The sequence below is a fragment of the Paenibacillus sp. GCM10027630 genome (assembly GCF_042676305.1).
Lineage (GTDB): Bacteria > Bacillota > Bacilli > Paenibacillales > NBRC-103111 > Paenibacillus_S.
Genome location: NZ_JBHTGY010000031.1, coordinates 269,515 through 288,967 on the forward strand (window position 1 = coordinate 269,515; position 19,453 = coordinate 288,967).

18 protein-coding genes, 1 other RNA gene and 1 pseudogene are annotated in these 19,453 nt (G+C 43.7%); 10 read left to right on the plus strand and 10 right to left on the minus strand.

Going from position 1 to position 19,453, the window contains the following annotated elements:
* The first annotated feature begins 33 nt into the window (after positions 1-33).
* A complete protein-coding gene (locus tag ACFQ0C_RS14960; RefSeq protein WP_379367897.1) occupies positions 34-2,106 on the plus strand; it encodes a glycoside hydrolase family 65 in 2,073 nt (690 codons plus the stop codon).
* Positions 2,107-2,230: 124 nt separating this feature from the next.
* Here the strand turns inward: ACFQ0C_RS14960 and tatA are convergent, their stop codons facing one another.
* From tatA to ACFQ0C_RS14985, 5 genes are all read right to left on the minus strand, one after another.
* Complete coding sequence (tatA, locus tag ACFQ0C_RS14965) at positions 2,231-2,473, minus strand: twin-arginine translocase TatA/TatE family subunit (protein ID WP_258212692.1); 243 nt, start codon at positions 2,471-2,473, stop codon at positions 2,231-2,233.
* Between the two features lie 121 nt (positions 2,474-2,594).
* A complete protein-coding gene (locus tag ACFQ0C_RS14970; RefSeq protein WP_258212693.1) occupies positions 2,595-2,789 on the minus strand; it encodes a hypothetical protein in 195 nt (64 codons plus the stop codon).
* Between the two features lie 145 nt (positions 2,790-2,934).
* Complete coding sequence (locus ACFQ0C_RS14975) at positions 2,935-3,768, minus strand: YitT family protein (protein WP_379367898.1); 834 nt, start codon at positions 3,766-3,768, stop codon at positions 2,935-2,937.
* Between the two features lie 149 nt (positions 3,769-3,917).
* Positions 3,918-4,682, minus strand: coding sequence for a DUF4247 domain-containing protein (locus ACFQ0C_RS14980; RefSeq protein ID WP_379367899.1), 765 nt, complete (start codon positions 4,680-4,682; stop codon positions 3,918-3,920).
* Between the two features lie 45 nt (positions 4,683-4,727).
* Positions 4,728-5,261, minus strand: coding sequence for a DUF4178 domain-containing protein (locus ACFQ0C_RS14985; protein WP_258212696.1), 534 nt, complete (start codon positions 5,259-5,261; stop codon positions 4,728-4,730).
* Positions 5,262-5,536: 275 nt separating this feature from the next.
* Between ACFQ0C_RS14985 and cshA the strand changes: the two genes are divergently transcribed.
* Positions 5,537-7,147: a degradosome RNA helicase CshA gene (gene cshA / locus ACFQ0C_RS14990; RefSeq protein WP_258212697.1), complete on the plus strand. Its 1,611-nt coding sequence runs from the start codon at positions 5,537-5,539 to the stop codon at positions 7,145-7,147.
* A 49-nt stretch (positions 7,148-7,196) separates the two neighbouring features.
* On the opposite strand, the gene ACFQ0C_RS14995 is transcribed toward cshA, so the two are convergent.
* On the minus strand, positions 7,197-7,286 hold the full coding sequence (locus tag ACFQ0C_RS14995; RefSeq protein ID WP_258212698.1) for a YjcZ family sporulation protein: 90 nt from the start codon (positions 7,284-7,286) through the stop codon (positions 7,197-7,199).
* Between the two features lie 183 nt (positions 7,287-7,469).
* Here ACFQ0C_RS14995 and ACFQ0C_RS15000 point away from each other — a divergent pair, with 183 nt between their 5' ends.
* The 3 genes and pseudogenes from ACFQ0C_RS15000 to ACFQ0C_RS15010 all read left to right on the plus strand — a co-directional run.
* Complete coding sequence (locus ACFQ0C_RS15000) at positions 7,470-8,312, plus strand: YesL family protein (protein WP_379367900.1); 843 nt, start codon at positions 7,470-7,472, stop codon at positions 8,310-8,312.
* A gap of 65 nt (positions 8,313-8,377) precedes the next feature.
* A non-coding RNA gene (gene ssrS, locus ACFQ0C_RS15005) (6S RNA) lies at positions 8,378-8,558 on the plus strand.
* A gap of 4 nt (positions 8,559-8,562) precedes the next feature.
* Positions 8,563-8,809, plus strand: a pseudogene (locus ACFQ0C_RS15010) (transaldolase family protein); the annotation flags it as partial.
* A gap of 1,198 nt (positions 8,810-10,007) precedes the next feature.
* On the opposite strand, the gene xylB reads toward ACFQ0C_RS15010, so the two are convergent.
* Complete coding sequence (xylB, locus tag ACFQ0C_RS15015) at positions 10,008-11,537, minus strand: xylulokinase (RefSeq protein WP_379367901.1); 1,530 nt, start codon at positions 11,535-11,537, stop codon at positions 10,008-10,010.
* A gap of 320 nt (positions 11,538-11,857) precedes the next feature.
* On the opposite strand from xylB, the gene ACFQ0C_RS15020 reads away from it, so the two are divergent.
* The gene (locus tag ACFQ0C_RS15020) at positions 11,858-12,247 is read left to right on the plus strand and encodes a DUF1499 domain-containing protein (RefSeq protein ID WP_258212701.1); all 390 of its coding nucleotides are present in this window, start codon (positions 11,858-11,860) and stop codon (positions 12,245-12,247) included.
* Between the two features lie 137 nt (positions 12,248-12,384).
* On the opposite strand, the gene tpx is transcribed toward ACFQ0C_RS15020, so the two are convergent.
* Entirely contained in the window at positions 12,385-12,903 is a 519-nt protein-coding gene (gene tpx, locus ACFQ0C_RS15025; RefSeq protein WP_258212702.1) for a thiol peroxidase, read from the minus strand.
* A 103-nt stretch (positions 12,904-13,006) separates the two neighbouring features.
* On the opposite strand from tpx, the gene gltC reads away from it, so the two are divergent.
* The gene (gltC, locus tag ACFQ0C_RS15030) at positions 13,007-13,918 is read left to right on the plus strand and encodes a glutamate biosynthesis transcriptional regulator GltC (protein WP_379367902.1); all 912 of its coding nucleotides are present in this window, start codon (positions 13,007-13,009) and stop codon (positions 13,916-13,918) included.
* Positions 13,919-13,945: 27 nt separating this feature from the next.
* Here gltC and ACFQ0C_RS15035 read toward each other — a convergent pair whose 3' ends face one another.
* Together ACFQ0C_RS15035 and ACFQ0C_RS15040 are read right to left on the minus strand one after the other, a co-directional pair.
* A complete protein-coding gene (locus ACFQ0C_RS15035; RefSeq protein ID WP_258212704.1) occupies positions 13,946-14,632 on the minus strand; it encodes a zinc metallopeptidase in 687 nt (228 codons plus the stop codon).
* Positions 14,633-14,653: 21 nt separating this feature from the next.
* Entirely contained in the window at positions 14,654-15,085 is a 432-nt protein-coding gene (locus tag ACFQ0C_RS15040) for a MerR family transcriptional regulator (protein ID WP_258212705.1), read from the minus strand.
* 465 nt (positions 15,086-15,550) lie between these two features.
* Between ACFQ0C_RS15040 and ACFQ0C_RS15045 the strand changes: the two genes are divergently transcribed.
* From ACFQ0C_RS15045 to ACFQ0C_RS15055, 3 genes are read left to right on the plus strand one after another with little or no spacing between them, the layout of a single operon-like run.
* Positions 15,551-16,936, plus strand: coding sequence for an ammonium transporter (locus ACFQ0C_RS15045; protein WP_258212706.1), 1,386 nt, complete (start codon positions 15,551-15,553; stop codon positions 16,934-16,936).
* Between the two features lie 59 nt (positions 16,937-16,995).
* On the plus strand, positions 16,996-18,072 hold the full coding sequence (locus ACFQ0C_RS15050) for a DUF294 nucleotidyltransferase-like domain-containing protein (protein WP_379367903.1): 1,077 nt from the start codon (positions 16,996-16,998) through the stop codon (positions 18,070-18,072).
* 11 nt (positions 18,073-18,083) lie between these two features.
* Complete coding sequence (locus tag ACFQ0C_RS15055) at positions 18,084-18,821, plus strand: exonuclease domain-containing protein (RefSeq protein WP_258212708.1); 738 nt, start codon at positions 18,084-18,086, stop codon at positions 18,819-18,821.
* The last annotated feature ends 632 nt before the right edge of the window (positions 18,822-19,453 follow it).

Sequence of the window (19,453 nt, forward strand, 5' to 3'; positions counted from 1 at the left end):
AAGCTTGAAAAATATATTAAAAAAGGTGATCAAATGGATGAAAAGATTGACCGTTATGCATTGGTAAGCAGACATAATCCTGTATTGAAGCAAGCGGAGCTTTTATCTCCACTGACAGTTGGTAACGGTGAATTCGCTTATACAGTGGATATCACTGGTTTACAGAGCTTTCCGGATCAATATCAGGTTCCTTTGGGCACACAATCGCAATGGGGCTGGCATAGCTCAGGAGGCCATGATCGCTTCAAGCAGGAGCATATTCAGCTTAAGCCTTTTGAAACTTACGGACGAGCAGTTGGATATGCAACGGACGCTTCCGGTCAGGAGGAGGCTTTTCATTGGCTCAGGCAAAATCCCCATCGGATGCAGCTTGGCCAGATTGGGCTGCATATACGTCTGGTCGATGGCAGTGAGGCAAAGCTTGAAGATCTGCACGAGGTGGAGCAAACCCTCTCCTTGTGGGAGGGTATTATTACGAGTCGGTTTGAGGTACAAGGGAGTCTGGTAACGGTTACGACTTGCTGTCATCCAGGGTCCGATCAGATTGCTATATCTGTAGAATCAGCTCTGCTTTCTGATGAACGCCTTGCTGTGCGCATCAGTTTTCCCTCTCAAGAGGTTGAGTCCAATGAATGGGCTGAAAGCATCGACTTGAATTGGAATAAGGATAAGAGTCATCATACTAGCATGGAATCACCCAAAGCCTCAACCGCTAGCTGGAAGCGCAGTATGGATGATGATGGATATACAGTTATAGCAGCATGGTCAGATGGCGATATCCAACAGGAAAGTGATCACAGCTATGTTTTGGTACCATCGCGTACAGCAAGTAGACTTGAGCTTACTATTGGATTCAGTTCCAGTGATGAAGGACTGAATAGTTACAGCTTTGAAGATGTAAAATTAGCGAGCCAAGCCTATTGGCGTGAATTTTGGAGCGAGGGTGGGGCGGTTGACTTCAGCGGAAGCATGGACCCGCGAGCAGTTGAACTGGAGCGCCGAGTTGTGCTCTCTCAATATCAGACCGCTATTCATTGTTCAGGCTCATTGCCGCCCCAAGAAACAGGTCTCCTGTATAATAGCTGGTACGGTAAGTTCCATCTTGAAATGCATTGGTGGCATGCCGCTCATTTTGCGCTGTGGGGGCGTACTGGCATGCTGGAGAAAAGCATGGACTGGTACTGCCGTATTTTACCTGTCGCACATGAATTAGCAAAATCCCAGGGATATGAGGGAGCGCGCTGGCCCAAAATGGTTGATCCGGGCGGTTTGCAAAGCCCATCTCCAATCGGAACTTTGCTCATTTGGCAGCAGCCGCATCCTATTGCTATGGCTGAATTATGCTACCGCAGTCATCCGAATAGGGAAACTCTTCTCAAATATAAAGATATTGTGCAGGATAGTGCAGCATTCATGGCATCCTTTGCAGTATGGGAGGAGCAGTCTAAGCGTTATGTATTAGGGCCGCCTGTTATTCCTGCACAAGAAAATCATGCTCCAGAGGAAACGTTGAATCCAACGTTTGAGCTTGAGTACTGGAAATACGGATTGGAAATTGCTCAAATGTGGAGGGAACGTCTCGGCCTTATGCGTGATCCCGACTGGGATCATATTGGTACACATATAGCCGCGCTTCCCGTTAATGAAGAAGGGGTATACCTTGCGCATGAATGGTGTCCGGATTCCTTCACTAGATTTAACGAGGATCATCCATCAATGCTTGGTGCGCTTGGCATCCTTCCAGGTAAGCTGGTCGACCCTGAGATAATGAGGAATACTTTGAAAAAAGTCATATCCGAATGGAAATGGGAAACAGCTTGGGGTTGGGATTTTCCGATGGCCGCTATGACAGCAGCACGTTTAGGTGAAGGAAATATAGCGGTCGACATGCTGCTGATGGATCAAATAAAAAATATTTATTTTCCTAACGGACATAATTACCAACGACCTGGGCTAACAGCTTATTTACCAGGGAATGGCGGGCTCTTGACTGCTATTGCGATCATGGCTTGCGGCTGGGAGGGGAGCGGGGAGCAGCATGCTCCTGGTTTTCCGCAAGACGGCACCTGGGTGGTTCGCTGTGAAGGGCTGTCGAAGATTCTCTGAGAAAACAAAAAGGCCGGGCACATCAATTGTGCTCGGCTTTACTAATGCGCTTTCTTATGGAAGCGATTGAAATAACAGAATCTAGTCTTACTTATTGGTCTGCTAAGTTGATAGGCCAATCCAATTATTTAGGCAAGTTGGACTGCTGTTCAGTAGTACTGTGCTGCTGTTCCTGAGCAACATGCAGTTCTTTCTTTGCTGGAGCAGCGGGTTCGTCTGGTGTTGAGCTATTGCCGGATGTAGCTTCTTTAAACTCCCGGAACATTTTACCAAAGCCTCGTCCAAGTTCTGGCAATTTATTGGGTCCGAATAACAACAATGCTACAAGAGCGATCAATATAATATGCCATGGAGATAAAGCTCCCATATAATACACCTCCGATTTAAGTTAACATGTCTATCATACCATTATCTAGACAGAATATAACATGCAAATATTACAGAACGATAACATTTTGCCCGTTACATTAAAATAAAGACGCTGCCCCTTAATGGAGCAAGGCGTCCTTTTGTTGTTCTGAAATGCTGTATTGAATAATTTCCATTGCGTCTTCAGCTTCCAAAGCTTCAAGCCCGTTCCGCAGTACAATCTCAAACTCGAGCTCGGCCCGCTTCAAAAAAGGATATAACTCGGGAGTCAATCTCATCACAATCGCTGACAACTTTACTGTTTCCACAAGCATCACCCTTCCTCGTCATCTGTTAGAGAAGATCAGGCTTGACTTACTTGATAAACAAAGGTAAAGAATGAGGATTCAAATGAAATTACTGCTTCTATTATACCATATCGGTTGAAAATATGTATGGTTTATTTTTCTAAGATTCGGACTAATTCCGCCTGAACTGGCCCATTATTGCAATCGTTTCAACAATATTTACAAAAGCGTCGGGATCTGTTGCCTTGATCATATTTTGCAAACTTACTAGATCATAGCGGGTTGTAACGGTCATCAGCATATGCTGTTCTTTTTTAGTATAAGCGCCTTCCGTTGTCAGTATCGTGACGCCTCTTTGCAGGAGCATTAAACGTTCAAGCAGCGCGTCTTTGGATTGCGTAATAATATAAACGGTTACTTTTAAATGACGTGTATGTATGGTATCGATAATTTTGCCGGTAATGAATATTGAAAGCATGGAGTTAAGGGCCAAATCCCAATCATTTTTGTAATAACCCAAGGCAACAATGACAACACCATTTAATATAAATAATACGGTACCAAGCGGAAAATCACGTCTTTGTGTCAATATGGACCCAATAATATCGAATCCTCCTGTCGATCCTCCAGCACGCATCGCAATACCTGTAGCTATGCCTATAAGTACACCTCCGGTAACTGCGGCAAGCATACTGTCTTGAGCTACCACGTACGTAGGGACCAGCCGTAAAAACCATGATGTCATAATAACCGACACTACACTCAAGATGATGAACTTACGTCCGATTCTTATCAAGCCAAACAAAACGACAGGTAAATTGCTCAGCAAAAACACTATGGAGATGTTCCATCCCGTAAAATAACTAACAATCATAGAAATGCCTGATAGACCGCCGCTAAGAAGCTGCTGTGGAACAAGAAAAAGGTTGAAGGCTACTGCTACTAATGCTGAACCGATAATAATTGACAGCAATGGAACGATCCATATTCGGAACAATAAGCTCATCCTCCTGATTGTGATGATAAGCTTAGTATGGATTAGGTCGTTTAAATCAAACCGCAACGGGGAGCTTTTTTTCAATAAAATAAAGCAGTTCAATAAAAATAAAGCTTCACTCCCGGCAAATGCTGAGAGTGAAGCTTTTATATGAACATTTATTTCTTTTTAAAGGATCCGGAGCGTGTGCTTGTACTTGGTTTAGAGCTGGAGCCTGATTTACTGCTGCTTGGTGATTTGTAGGTTGATGAGGATCCATCATTTTTACGTGTATTCGTACTGCTATTGCTGCCGCTCGAACTTTTTGGCGGTGTTGTGGCAGATGGTGAATTAGTTGTTGGTGCACTATTGAAGCTGCCTTTACGGTCTGTTGTTGCAGGAGTTGGTTTAGTCGGCGTTGTTGTAGGCGATGTAGCCGTACTGCCGCCCGTTTTTGGCGCTGTTTGGTATTTACCATAATCGTCATATCTCTTGCTTGATGTATAACCTCGATAATCATTGCCGCGGGAATTACTCCATCCTCCCCCGAATACGGATTGAATTAATGATGCAGCTATATAGCCTTGAAGAAAAGAGGAGTCATAGTTCTGCTTGGCATATTCAATCGAGTCTACTTCGACAAGAGAAGTGTTTTCATTATTAGGATCCTTCTGTACATTTACTATCTTATTATCATACACAAGGAACATTTGATCGGCTGATTCTTTACTTGTTTCTTTCGGCTTTTCTTTATCGGAGATTTCCTTTGCTACAGTTGGAACATCTTTTCCTTCAACCGAGTAAATTTTTGCGGTACTCTTACCTTGGCCCTGCACATCTACCAGCGTATAATTTTCTTTCACATAATTACCGGCATCTCCGCAGCCTACAAGCAAAGAAAATACAAGTAAAATTGAAAGTAATTGCAGTGAACGCTTTTTCATAACGAAATCACCTCCATACGGTTAGTTCCGTATCCGCTGTGTCTTCTAGTGGCTGCCTTTTAAAAACTTGATTTGACCTGCAGGGGTTTTGGTTCCTTCCATAGCGACAAACTTTCCATCTTGCCATTGAAGGAAGAAATAACGCCCTTCCGATCCAATATATCTCCATAAAATAACATCATCATTTGCACGAAAATCGGTGTTTCCTTCAGCTCGCACCAGGTCGGTACGCTGATTTTCCAAGCTGTAGGTAACCTCTCCGTTGAGATCAAGCTCAGTCGGAACATCATTAGGATCATCGAGTGCACCTTCGATAAAATGACAGACAAAGCATTCATAGGCGCGCCCTTTCTCTACTAGCAAACTGGAGATGGCCGTACCATTCTGTAAATAGTATACAAAACGATGAGGAGGATAACCTCTGTCAAAGTAAATGAGCTTGCCGGAAACCACATATTCTTCGAGATCAACGTTTATAATGTCTCCAACTTGTGTATCCTCTATAGGATTGGATGTTTTTACTATGGGCTGTTCCTTGTTGCTCTTAATGATAGAACCGACTCTTTTCCAAATCGACATAATGGGTTCGCTCCTTTTGCAGCATGTATAGTAAGTATTCGTTTTTATCATTATAACTAATGTATACGATAAAGAGGAAGTGCAGGTTTCAAACTGAAATTTCTGGAATTTGAAATTTGGTTGTGATATAATATTGAAGATATTCTTAAGTACGGCCTTGCGTATGTAATTACGAATGCTTCGGACGCATTTTGCAGATACAATAAAAGGATATAGGAGTCGCACTTAAGGGTATAAATAAATAAGAACCCTATTCTAAAGGAGATTGAAAACATTTGAAAAATTTTAGCGAGTTCGGCTTGGAACCAAAGGTGCTTCGTGCCATTACGGAAATGGGCTTTGAAGAATCAACACCGATTCAAGAAAAGGCAATGCCCATTGCAATGGATAATCGCGATTTGATCGGTCAAGCACAAACAGGTACAGGCAAAACAGCGGCATTCGGAATCCCGTTGGTAAATAAAATTGATGTAAGAGAAGAGAAAATCGTAGCTTTGATTATGTGCCCAACACGTGAGTTGGCCATTCAGGTTGCAGAAGAAATCGAGAAGCTAGGCAGATTTAAAGGTATCCGTTCTTTACCGATCTATGGTGGACAGGACATCGTGAAGCAAATTCGTTCTTTGAAGAAAAAACCGCAAATCATTATCGGAACTCCAGGCCGGTTATTGGACCATATCAATCGCAAAACAATCAAGTTGGATGATGTGCAAACCGTTATTCTGGATGAAGCGGACGAAATGTTGGATATGGGTTTCATGGAAGATATCCAATCTATCCTGAAGCTGGTTCCGGCAGAACGTCAAACTATGCTTTTCTCAGCTACAATGCCTGTTAATATTCAAAGATTAGCTCAACAATTTTTGCGTAACCCAGAGCATGTGTCTGTAATTCCTAAGCAAATGAGTGCTCCATTAATCGAGCAATCCTATATTGAATTGCAAGAAAGACAGAAATTCGATGCATTATGCCGCTTGATCGACATGGAGTCTCCGGATCTGGCTATCATCTTTGGCCGTACAAAACGCCGGGTTGATGAATTAGCAGAAGGCTTGCAAAAGCGCGGTTATACAGCGGAAGGTTTACATGGAGATTTGTCCCAAAACCAACGTGACAACGTTATGCGGAAGTTCCGTGACGGAAGCATCGATGTATTGGTAGCAACAGACGTAGCAGCTCGTGGATTGGACGTTTCCGGTGTTACTCACGTTATCAACTTTGACTTGCCGCAAGACCCTGAGAGCTATGTTCACCGTATTGGTCGTACAGGACGCGCTGGTAAAGAAGGTGCGGCATACACATTCGTAACTCCAAGAGAAATCGATCATTTGAACTTCATTGAGAAGCTGACTCGCCACAAAATCACGAAAAAGCCGATTCCTAGTTTGGCAGAAGCTATCGAAGGGAAACAAAAAGTTACGGCTGAACGTATTCTTGCGTTGCTTGATAAAGAAGATCATAACGAGTACAAAGGCTTGGCAATTCAACTGTTGGAGCAGCATGATTCTGTTCATCTTCTTGCCTCGGCATTGAAATTGCTGACAGGCGATAAAAAAGAAGTAGCTATCGAATTGACACCTGAAGAGCCGCTTCGCGCTAAAAAGAGAAGACAGGATGTACGCAGCTCAGGCCGTAAACCATCTGGTACTTACGGAACAGCAGCAGGCGCTCGTCGTAACGATAAGCCTTATGACCGTTCTGGTTCGAACTCCGGTTCCGGATCGAGACCTCCTCGCAGAGATGGCGGCGGTGGAAGCAGAGACTATGCTTCACGCGACAATCGCGGCGGTGGACGTAACGAAGGAAGCCGTGATTATGGACGTGATCGTGGATTTAACCGTTCCACTTCGTCTTCCCGTTCTAACGAAGAACTTGTAAAAAATTAACAAGAAAAGGTGAAGCTTGAGTCAAGCTTCACCTTTTCTATTCATCCTTTTATATTAGGGTTCCTTGAAGAATTATTACCAGAAGGATAAAAAGTACAAGAATTATTCCTGTGGAAGTCCAGATCGCAGCATGGGACATTGTGCTAACCTCCTTTGCGGATTTTTCCGGGTGTTACCATATATCCTATGCCCACACGGGCGTATTGCATAGACGGCTACCTAGAACTTGCAAAATAGGCTATAATATATTTTGTAGATTGAATGACTGAGAATTGAACTTTTGATTAATGTTGTGTCAGATTTTTTTAGGGAGGGTATTGTTTTGGAGTTTAGAGGTATTATGGGTGGTTTTTACCGCATCTCAGAATGGATTATGCGGTTATCTGTTATTAATGTACTATGGATAATTTGCGCACTGCCCTTTTTCTTTATCGGATTGATGCTTCTGCAAACAGATTCGGTTGACCAACTATTATCGACATTAATTCTTCTTGCGATTGTATCACCATTTACACTGTTCCCTTCAACTGCTGCTATGTTTTCCGTTGCTCGTAAATGGCTTACAGGTGAAGAGGATGCTCCTCTATTCAAAACTTTCTTTCGTGGATACAAAGAAAATTTTGTACAAGCCATGCTGGGCGGTTTTATTTATACGCTGATAGCTGTAGTTTTGTACACAAATTTCAAATATTACGGCAGTCAAACCGGATCACTTGGTGTATTACGCTTCCTGGTGTTGACGCTTACAGTGTTGATTTCCGTATCATTTTTTCATTTTTTCTCCATTTTATCCCATTTACACATGAAGATGTTTCAGATTATTAAAAATGCAGTTTTGATCTCAATCGGTCATCCGGTTCGTTCTATAACCATGATCATTTGCAATGGCTTCGTTATATACATAAGCTTTTCGACATTTACTTTCTTGATTCCGTTTTTTATGGGCAGCTTAATTGCGGTGATTACATTTTGGCATTTCAATTTAATCTTTGGCAAGCTTCAATCCAAACAACAGGAAATAGCTGATAAAGAGGCGGAGGAAGCCGAGAAAAAGCAGCTCGAAGCTGGAGAGAATGGGTCGACAACCGAAGACAAGTTCCCTTCTTCGTCAACGCAAATGCATCAATCATCCGAGGATGGGAACACTAGAAACGAGAAGCCTTAATAAATTAGGGAGCTTTTTACAAAGGTTTACTTTCACATCAGAAAAACTTATAATGGGGTTACAATTAAATCCTGCGGTGTTCGTTACGATTTTAAGTTGTTTTGAACCAATGACTGTTTCTTGGGAGACCTACATCGAATCGCGGCTGACCTGCCCTCGAAAAGGGACTTCAAAAGCGATTCTGCGGACACCCACCTGCGAGAGCGGGTTTGAGACGCTAAATCGGACGGCATTTGCGGGTTTTTTTTGTGCCATTTATGTGTCGCCATTCATTGGCCGTTGGGATGATATCAATCAAATCGGGATGAACCTGATTAAGGAAATCAGTCAAATGTTCAAAGTACATAACATTAAATCGGAAATTATCTCGGCTAGCGTACGACATTCCAACAGTACCTCTTAAGGTTATACAAGGAATGGTCAAGAATCCTCTCACAGATTCAGGAATCGAGGGATTCCTTGCTGACTGGGAAGGCGCTAAGTTGAGCCAATTCTAGGAATATTATTGAAGAGCCTGCTTAGGGATAACCTGGCAGGCTTGTTTTATAATAGTAGAAAGGAACCGGAGGTTCACCTTTCTTCTATTGCAAGAGGCCACTCCAGGACACGAATGTATCTTGATTGAAAGGGCTTCGAAAGAAGCTTTCTTATAATAACAGACTTTATAAATTTTCAGCGGAGCTGAACAAGTCTGATATTGCAAGAAAAGCTACCGCTTTGACACGGATGTATCTTCATTGAGAGGGCTTCGAATAGAAGCTTTTTTAAGTTTATGTGCTTTACAGTACTAAAGTAAGATGCCCTTTCTAATATAAGTTTGCCGAGGGTATTTTATTTATCTCGCAAGACGAACTGCCTTTAAGGTTGAAATGTATCCTCAATGAAAGAGGTTCGATCAGAAAGCTTTTCGAAGGAATGAAGAATGAGCTAGTAACCTGCCTACATTGCTTAGATTGGAACTACATTAAAGCTAAAGATCTTTAATGCACCCCTTGATCAAGGGGAATTTTTATAGGGATAGTGGCGATGAGTCCTGGAGGATTTTGTCCGGAGCTGAGAGTTCCGCTATTCCATCTGCTGCCGCCAATCTGGGGCGATAACGGAAGTGGGAATTCCGTTATGTTGGCGAATTGGAGCATTTATGCACAAAAACAGAGTAATAACGGAACAAGCTGTTCCCGTATCACACTGATTTTTGGACTTTTCAGGCGATAAAGGAACAATTACTTCCGCATTGCTCTTCACTTCCGTGGGTGATGCAGTACATAGCGTTTGTTTAGAGTTATGTGCAGGTGATCTCTTCGCTAAAAGTATAGTGAAGCTAACTGTACATGGGGCACTGCGGAGGGGTTCAATAACGCCACGAAGACCGGCTAAGGGGAGTAAGGAAGCGGCGCAAAGAACAGAGTAGACCAAAAGAGAGAATTGGTGTGGAGTGGAGGAGCGTAAGCGTCCACACTGGTCGTCACCTCCGGTAACTGCTCGGGTATGCGACCTGCCTTTGAAGCTCGTGTTCATCCCGCTGCTAGCCTTCCATGCAAAGGAACACGACTTCAACAGCGGCTATAATCTCACGCCCATCCCCCCAAAGCTCACAAACGTAGATCATACACCAAGGACGCCAAAAGGCATTTTTCTTAATAGGAACAAAGAATAAAAGGGAGAAGCTGTTGATTACAACGCTTCTCCCTTTTATTAAGGGGATACAAGATCATTTAATTGGTGAAGCGTTGTCCGTAGAGTAGGGTATAGGGTACGATATACTTCGTAGTACCGCTCATACTCACGCTGTTGAAGTGGGTTAGGCTCGACTCTGTCTACGACCTGAATCCATTCATCGCATAAAGCAGCTACATCCTTCTGGAGTACCCCTGAGGCCGCCATTACAGCAGCACCATAAGCAGGTCCGTCCGTGGAGTTCACAGTAACGACAGGGTATCCGAAAATATCTGCGATCATTTGCCGCCAGAACAAGCTTCGCGCGCCACCTCCATTTACCCTAAGCTCCTTGATCTCGATACCGGAGGCTTTTATTAGCTCCATGGAATCCCGTAGACCAAAGGTAATACCTTCGAGCACTGCTCGTGTGAGATGTGCCTTTGTATGGCGCAGGTTCAACCCAATAAATCCGCCACGTGCTTTTGGGTCTGGGTGGGGCGTGCGTTCGCCTGTCAAATAAGGCATGAACAGCAAGCCTTCGCTGCCTAAAGGCGCTGTCTCGGCAAGCGCCGTCAAGTATTCGTACACATCGCGGCCTTCCGCTTCAGCTTGCTGGAGCTCCTCGAACGCGAAGTGGTTCTTCCACCACTGGAACGAGCCACCGGCGGCCAGCATCACGCCCATGCGGTGCCACTTGCCCGGCACGCCGTGACAGAAGGAGTGCAGCCTGCACTCCGGGTCCATTTGGTACGTGTCGTCATGGACGAACACGACACCGGAAGTGCCCATGGCAACAGAGGCGATGCCCTGCTGCACGACGCCTACGCCGACCGCGCCGCAGGCTTGGTCGCCACCGCCGGCGACGACGGGGGTACCCGCCATCAGGCCAGTCAGCTCCGCTGCAGCGGGCAGGACATGCCCTGCAACGTCGTTGCTCTCGAAGAGAGGCGGTAACCATTCCATCGGTATACCGAGCCGCTCAACCACCTCAGGCGACCACTTGCGCTTCGCCACATCTAAGAGAAGCGTGCCGCTAGCATCCGCCATGTCCATGCCGAAGGCGCCAGTCAGCTTCAACCTTACATAATCCTTGGGCAGCATTAAATGTGCGATACGATCGTAATGCTGAGGCTCTTGATTGCGCAACCAGATCACCTTTGGTGCAGTGAATCCGGTAAGTGCTTTATTCCCCGTCAAGCGGCCCAACTCTTCTTTGCCAATGGTTTGTTCAATCCAATCGCATTCGGCGGCAGTACGTTGGTCACACCAAAGCAGAGCAGGGCGAACCACCTCCAGTTCACGATCAAGGAAAACGGATCCGTGCATCTGACCTGAAAGGCCTATACCTGCGATTTCCTCACCCTGTACCGATGCTTTTTTTAACAAGGCTTGTATGCAAGCGGCAGTTCCTTTCCACCAATCCTCAGGATGCTGTTCTGCCCAACCTGGCTGTGGCTGCAGCAGGGGATATTCAACACTGTGGCTAGACTTGACTCCACCTTGATCATCTACCAGAATGCACTTTACTGCTGAAGTTCCCAAATCAATTCCTAAAAAATAAGCCAATACACTCACCTCAACTATTGATATTCATACTTAGTTTATTGAATAAACAAATTGTATGATATATATATTCGGAGGGAAAATAGAAATTCCTGCTGAATGGTTGCCAGCGCTTTATACATAATTGAAAAATTTTGGCCTCTAAGGCATCTTTAGAAATAGTGATTTTAAATCTGTCATGAATTTGTAACTTATTTTAATGTAAATAACATAATATTGTCTAAAATGTGAAATAACTCTTTATATGAAGGCCAATCAATGGTATGATTTAAAATAGTGTATACGGAAATTATTGTACTGTACTTCTATGAGGAGGGAAAGCTTTGTTAAAGCGCACCTTAATCGGCCTAATTCGTAGCCATGAGACAACAGGAGAAAAAGCGAAGGATCCGGCCCTGAAAACCCGGTATTATAAGCTTTCCAAGGATCAGGTCTGGGATGAAGTGACCAACATGTTCAAGAAGATGAACGGGTATAAACTGCTTCACGAAGTCAAGAATGTCGGTGAAATCGTTGTGGAAAGAAAAACGGTTACCGGACGGACACAAGACATCACTTTAACCTTATTTGGAATCAATCCGTTAAAAACAGCTATTGATGTTTATTCAGCTTCGAGAGGATCATTGGGCGATCTTGGTTCCAACTACAGAACGATCTTGGAGATTTACAAACAACTGGATAAACGACTTGCATCTCACAAAATGGATCAATAAGAAAAGTTTCTGATTTAGAAGCTATTCAATTAAGATACATTGCTTGAGGATTATGCTCTTATGGCATTTAAAGAAAAGAACAGCGGAGAGGCTAAGTGCTTCTCCGCTGTTCTTTTGAAACAATGCAATATTCTTGATTAAACGAGCTTCTTAACTGCTGCGATTGCATTTTCATAGTTAGGATGCTCAGTCATCTCGCCTAAGTACTCGACATATTGAATAGTGTCATTAGCATCGATTACGAAGATGGATCTCATTAATAGTTTGATTTCATTAATCAGTACGCCGTAACCTTGGCCGAAAGAATGATCTTTGTAATCGGATAAAGTGATCACTTTGTCGATGCCTGCTGCACCGCACCAACGGGATTGTGCAAAAGGAAGGTCCACGCTGATAGTCAGTACTACCACGTTGTCGCCAAGCGTTGCCGCTTCTTCGTTAAAACGGCGAGTTTGAGCATCGCATACACCTGTATCCAGGGAAGGAACGACACTGATTAGTTTGACTTTACCTGCATAGTCAGCTAATGATGCCTGTTCAATCAAGTTTTTGTTTACTTTGAAGTCAGGTGCTTTGTCGCCAACCTTTAGTTCTGGACCGATCAAAGTAATCGGATTGCCTTTAAGTGTTGCTACACCAGTACGCTCTTGTGCCATAGTAAATGGGCCTCCTTATTTTTCATTGAGAATGATTGGTATTTCACCATCATTTATTATAAGCTTTTTAAAAGGAACTTGTCCAATCGGAAGGAGAAGCATTGTGGAATTAAGACAGCTTCATTATTTTGTGAAAGTTGCGAAAAAAGAGCATGTAACTCAAGCGGCTGAGGAGCTGCATGTTGCTCAATCGGCGGTAAGCAGACAAATCCATCAGCTGGAGGAAGAGCTAGGTGTAGCTTTGTTTGTGCAAAAGGGACGAAACCTTCAGCTAACCTCTGTCGGAAAGCTGTTTTTAAGTCGAATAGATGAGATTTTACTGGAGCTGGAAAGGGCTGTTACTGAGGTTCGCGAATTTCTAGATCCGGAAGCGGGAGAAATACGCATAGGCTTCCCTCACAGCCTGGGCATTTATTTGCTGCCTACAGTTGTCGCGAGCTTCCGCCGCACGCATCCTAATGTAAAGTTTCGTTTGCGGCAAGGAACCTATAATAGTCTAATTCGCGACTTGGTGAAAGGGGAAATAGATTTGGCATTTATTTCTCCGTTTCCTGAAAAGCATGAACATGTAAGCGGGCATTTGCTGCTTGAAGAGGAATTGTATGCTATTGTTCCGCAAGGACATATTCTTGCTGATAACGGAACGATTCGACTGGAGCAGTTAAGGGATGATTCCTTTGTTATGTTCAGTGAGGAATATTCATTGCGGAGCATTGTGCTTGAAGCCTGTGCAAAGGCGGGTTTTGTACCGCAGATTGGTTTTGAAGGCGAAGAAACCGATACGATTCGTGGACTGGTCGCCGCAGGAATGGGAGTCAGTTTACTTCCGGAGATGGCCTTGACGGAGATTAGTCAGCTCCAGCCTGCCAAAGTACGGGTTATTGAACCGCAAGTGACCCGGAGTATCGGATTGATTCAAAGAACAGGTGATAAGCTGCCGCTTGTCGCAGAGGGTTTTCAAAGTTTTCTACTCCATTTTTTCCAAGAAACCGAAGAAACAAAGCCATCGACTTAGTCGATGGCTTTGTTTTTTTATATTTAATTAATCGTTGTTACGATTGTTGAAGATCATAATGTATTTGAGAAGCTCCAGAAGCGAGATAAGTGCGGCTGCTACATAAGTCAAAGCTGCTGCATTTAATACTTTGGCAACTCCGCGTTCTTCCTCGTTAGAGATAAAGCCTTCAGCAATCATAAGATCCCTTGCCCGATTACTCGCATTAAATTCTACAGGCAGCGTTACTAGTTGAAAAGCAACGGCGGCGGAGAAGAAAATGATACCAAGACCTAGCAAGAAGTTGAACTGTTGAAAGAATAGACCGGCCAAAATTAATAATGGCGCTACCCCGGAGGTTAGATTAACAACGGGGAACATGGTGTGTCTAAGTGAAAGCATTGGATAATGGACCTTGTGCTGAATGGCATGGCCAACTTCGTGACAAGCAACGGAGACGGCGGAGATTGAGTTTTCATAATATACCGGCTCCGATAAGCGAACCACCCTTTGCGTAGGGTCGTAGTGGTCGGTAAGCCTTCCTTGTACCGGTTCTACAGGTACGTCATATAGTCCATTGGCATCCAGCATTCGGCGGGCTGCCTCGTAGCCAGTCATGCCGCTCTGGGTTGGGACCGTGGCCCATTTGTTAAACGTGCCCTTAACTCGGAATTGCGCCCATAAAGAAAGCGCGAATGCAATGATGATCAAGAAATCCATCGGATGAAAAAACATGGCAGCAGACCTCCGTTTGTATTAGGATAAGGGGCTTTTACCCAGTAGTAGCAGCAAGGCCTCGATACATGCAGCGGTATGAGGTGTGAGCACTTTATTTAGTTTCTTTAATTGTGAAGGCTTCAATCGTTCGAGAATAGGGCTAATTTCTAGAACTTCCTTTTGCAATTGCTGCAAATGGAGCTGTAGTGATGTTAGCTTTTCTGTCACAATCTCATCCTTGCTGATTTTGGTCCACAATTGAAGGCTCGCCTTGATTTCCTCTAAGGTATATTTCTCCCTTTTCATATTTTCAATACGTTTTAAGCGGGTTAAGGTTTCATCGCTATATAACCGGTAGTTAGTATTTGAACGTGTTTCTGGCTCGATTAAACCAATCTTAGTGTAATAATCGATTGTTCTGGAGCTGACTTCCGATAAACGAGCGAGTTCGCCGATTTTAAATAGCTTCATATCCCCATCGAGTTCCCTCCTTATAAGAAAAATAATATAGCGCGTAAGTGTAAATACATTAAACGGATTATGTATAGCGGCTTAATTGAGCTTCTATATATGATACCTGATATGAAACCATACAGTCAAACGTTATGCTTTTACGATCCGATGTATAAGTGCTTCTTCTATATATATGTAGCTTGGACGCCGATTAAGCCAAACCTGACATTAAACAATTTAACAAAAAATAAACAAAAAGCGTACAATGGGCGATTGTTAGTATATATCACACGTTTTAATGGGAGATTCACTAGTATATCGTTAGAAAATCCGAATTATGCATAATCCATGTCAGGTTATTTTTCGTTTTTAACGTTTTTTTGATAAAAACCCTATTGTCAAATCCAGAATTGCTGTATATAATGACATTAAGAATTTCAAAACATGTTATATAAACTAACATTAAGAAGGAAGTGGTCAACCATGTTTAAAAAATTACTTTTATCAACCGGCCTTATGTCTCTGCTATTACCGACTATGGCATTTGCAGCGGATGACAAAACCCCTGCACAACTGGCAAGTGCCATCGACTCCGTTTGGGTCATGTTGGCAGCAATACTCGTAATTTTTATGCAAGCTGGTTTTGCACTTCTCGAAGCAGGATCCACTCGAATGAAAAATGCGGGTCACGTTGCTGGTAAAACCATTTTAACCTTCGGTATCTGCGCCATTGCTTTTTGGGCAATCGGCTTCGGCTTTGCCTTCGGTGACGGAAACAGCTTCATTGGAGAAGGCGGATTTTTCCTTGATGGCAGTGCGGAGCAAACAAAAGCTTCTATAAGCCTTTTTGCAGAATCACCTATTCCTATTAGTATCTTGTTCTTGTTCCAACTTGCTTTTGCAGGTGTATCACTTGCTATCGCATGGGGCGGCTTTGCAGAACGCGGTAAGCTTGCTGTCTACTTTATCTTCGGAATTTTGTTTACCGTTTGTATCTATCCGGTTGTTGCTCACTGGGTATGGGGAGGCGGCTGGCTTGGTCAATTGGGTATGCAGGATTTTGCAGGATCGACGGTTGTTCATTTACAGGGCGCGACTGCTGCATTAGTAGCAACAATCTTGCTTAAGCCACGTATCGGTAAATTTAATAAAGATAAAACACCTAATTTAATTCCTGGACACAATCAAGTATTATCCGTTCTGGGCGTTATTATCCTTTGGATTGGATGGTTCGGATTTAATGCTGGCTCCACATTAAGTGCAACTGGTGATGGATTCTTTGGTTATGTAGCTTTGACAACAAACCTTGCAGCAGCAGCAGGCGCAGTAGCGGCCCTTGTGGTATCATGGATGTACTTCGGTAAAGCGGATATCCCTAGCATGTTGAACGGCGTGCTTGCGGCACTTGTAGCGATCACAGCAGCTTGCGCATTCGTTACTCCACGTGATGCGATCATTATCGGCGCTCTGGCAGGCATTATTACCTTCTTTACAGCACAATGGTTTGAAAAAGCGGGTATTGACGATCCGGTTTATGCTTTCTCTGTACACGGTATTGCTGGTATTTGGGGTACATTGTCAACAGGTATCTTTGCAACACCAGAACTGGCTAAAGCGGTAAATGTTGGCGGACCTGGTCTATTGTACGGCGGAGGCTTGCACCAATTGGGTGTTCAAGCGTTGGGAGTTTTCGGAGCGTTCGCATTCGTATTGGTTCTGTCCTTCATCATTCTTGGATTAATTAAAGTAACCATTGGCCTTCGTGTAACTGAAGAGGAAGAAATTGTTGGTTTGGATCTTTCCGAGCATGGTACTTACGGCTATCCAGAAGCTATGAAGAAAGCTCAAACAAACGCTCAAACTTTGTAAAATAATTGTGTTAGAGGTTTTCATACCAACTAAAATAACAAGGCTGAAGGGGATACCTAATGGAACTCTCATTAGAAATGATTCGCAGTGAAATTCAAAGGGCTGGCGATTACAAGCAGCTTCGAGGAATACGCGATCAACTGCATGAGGAGTTCGAAGGGCGTCTCCTTCTTTCCACTTCAATTGAATGGAACCGTGAGCTGAATCAAGTCCATGATCTTTTTATAGAGAAGGCTGTCGGTCTTGGACAAGAGAAAGTACGGCAAGAGGGGGGCGGCGATCCTCCGGTACCTTTTGCTTTTGTGTTGTTTGGAAGTGGCGGCCGCGGCGAACAGACGTTGTGGAGCGATCAGGATAATGGATTGATCTATGAGGTTCCAGCTAATTTCCAGATCGAGGAGCAGGCAATTGTTTATTTTAAGCTGCTTGCAGAAACTGTCAGTGAGCTGCTGATGCAGCTTGGCTATCCTCCTTGCACAGGCGGAGTGATTTGCACAAATGAGAAATGGCGCAAGCCGCTGAACGGTTATCGTTCGATGCTTCACGAGTGGATGCAGGATCCGCATTGGGAGCATATCCGATATTTGCTTATACTTGCAGACATGAGAACTGTATTTGGCGACAAGGGTTTGGTAACAGCGGTGTTGGACGAGTTTTTTGATTATGTCCGCAAGCATCCTATCATGCTGGAGCACATGCTGCATAACACGCTTCATCATAAGATATCGCTTGGCTTGTTCGGACAGCTCATTAAAGAGAGATACGGTGAGGATGCAGGCGGAGTTGATATTAAGTATGGGGCCTATATTCCGATTGTAAGCGGTATTCGCCTGCTGGCTGTGGAAGCAGGAGTGAAGGCTTCCTCCACAGAGGAGCGGATATTGGGGTTGATGAAGACCGGTTTTGTTGAAGAGGAAATAGCTCAGGATTGGCTGGAAGCGTTGTCCATTGCGTTGAAGCTCCGATCGCTTACCCCTTTTCAGCTTGAAGAGGGGCATTACACAAGCAGGGGAAAGCTGTCTGCAGACGGATTAACCAAGGAACGGATCAGTGAGCTGAAGCTCTGTCTAAGAATCGGCAATGATCTGCAAAAGTATGTTAAGAAAAGTGTTCATAAAGAGATAGAAAAAGGTTAGGTGGTATTGTTATGAAAGACATGAAGCCTGCGGGAAGAATGTGGCATCTATACAAAATGGGCGGAATAACACCCGCCATTACTTCAATGTTTAATGCGCAAAGCGCCCAGCAGATGGCTTTCATTCGATCCATCATGAAGGAGCAGCGGAAAAACTCTTTATACGATATCCCCTTAAATACGGTGGAACTGGTTGTTTTCGACTTGGAAACGACCGGTTTTTCTCCGTATAATGGGGATGAAATTATTTCGTTTGGCGCTGTATCAGTAAATGGCGATTCTATAATGGAAGAACAAACCTTTTATAGCTTGGTTAATCCCAGAAGAGTTATTCCTGAGGAAATAGTTCATTTAACCGGAATTACAAACGAAATGGTCGGAGATGCTCCTGATTTATTGTATGGGCTGCGAAGTTTTCTGGAGTTTGTTCAGCAAAAGGTTCTTGTTGCTCATGGTTCGGGGCATGACAAGCATTTTTTGAATTCTGCCCTATGGAAAACGTCGAAAATAAATTTATCGCATCGTATTCTAGATACAATGATGGTAGCCAAATGGCTTAATCCAAAGCTGAAAAGCTATGATTTGGATTCAATGCTGGACTTGTATGGAGTGGAAGTAACTACCCGTCACCATGCGCTGGAAGATGCGCTGATGACCGCCAAGCTATGGAGTAAGCTGCTGCTTGAAATCCATTCGAGAGAGATTTATAATCTCGGTGATCTATACACGCATTTAAGCTATCAACAATAATGACCTTGGGTGTGAATGCGCCGAAGGTTTTTTGACCTATTGGAAAGTTCGACCCGCGGATTGGCCTGGTACAAACGATTATGAAACAAATATGAAGCTGAGGTGCCATTTCTAATTTTAACATCTTTGAATTCTTAATTTTTTTACGTTTTCAATCATCAGCTACGTGCGCTAAAAGTCCATAACGGAACTTGAAATTCCGTTATTTACTCTACAGCATCCAATTTAAGATAATAGCGGAAGTCGGAATTCCGCTATGTGGAGCGAATGATGAGAATTATGTACAAAACAGAGCGATAGCGGAAGAGGTTATTCCGTTATCGCTCTGTTTTTGTGTGCTTCCATGCCATAACGGAAGGATTCCTTCCGCTAGTGGTTCAAATCACGGGAATAATGTATGATTCGAAGCAATTAACTTTGAATCTCGTATCTCCAACGCTACCATTTAAGACAGGACTTCAACAGCAGTGGCAGTAACCCGTATCTATCCCTCCAAACGCACACACGTAGAAGACACACCAAGTTAGCGCAGCTTTTTGTTTGATAATATTAAAAGTGATGTTTGAACCGGAGGTTCACCTAATATTAGAAGGAAAGCCACCACCAGGACACGAATGTATCTTAATCGAGAG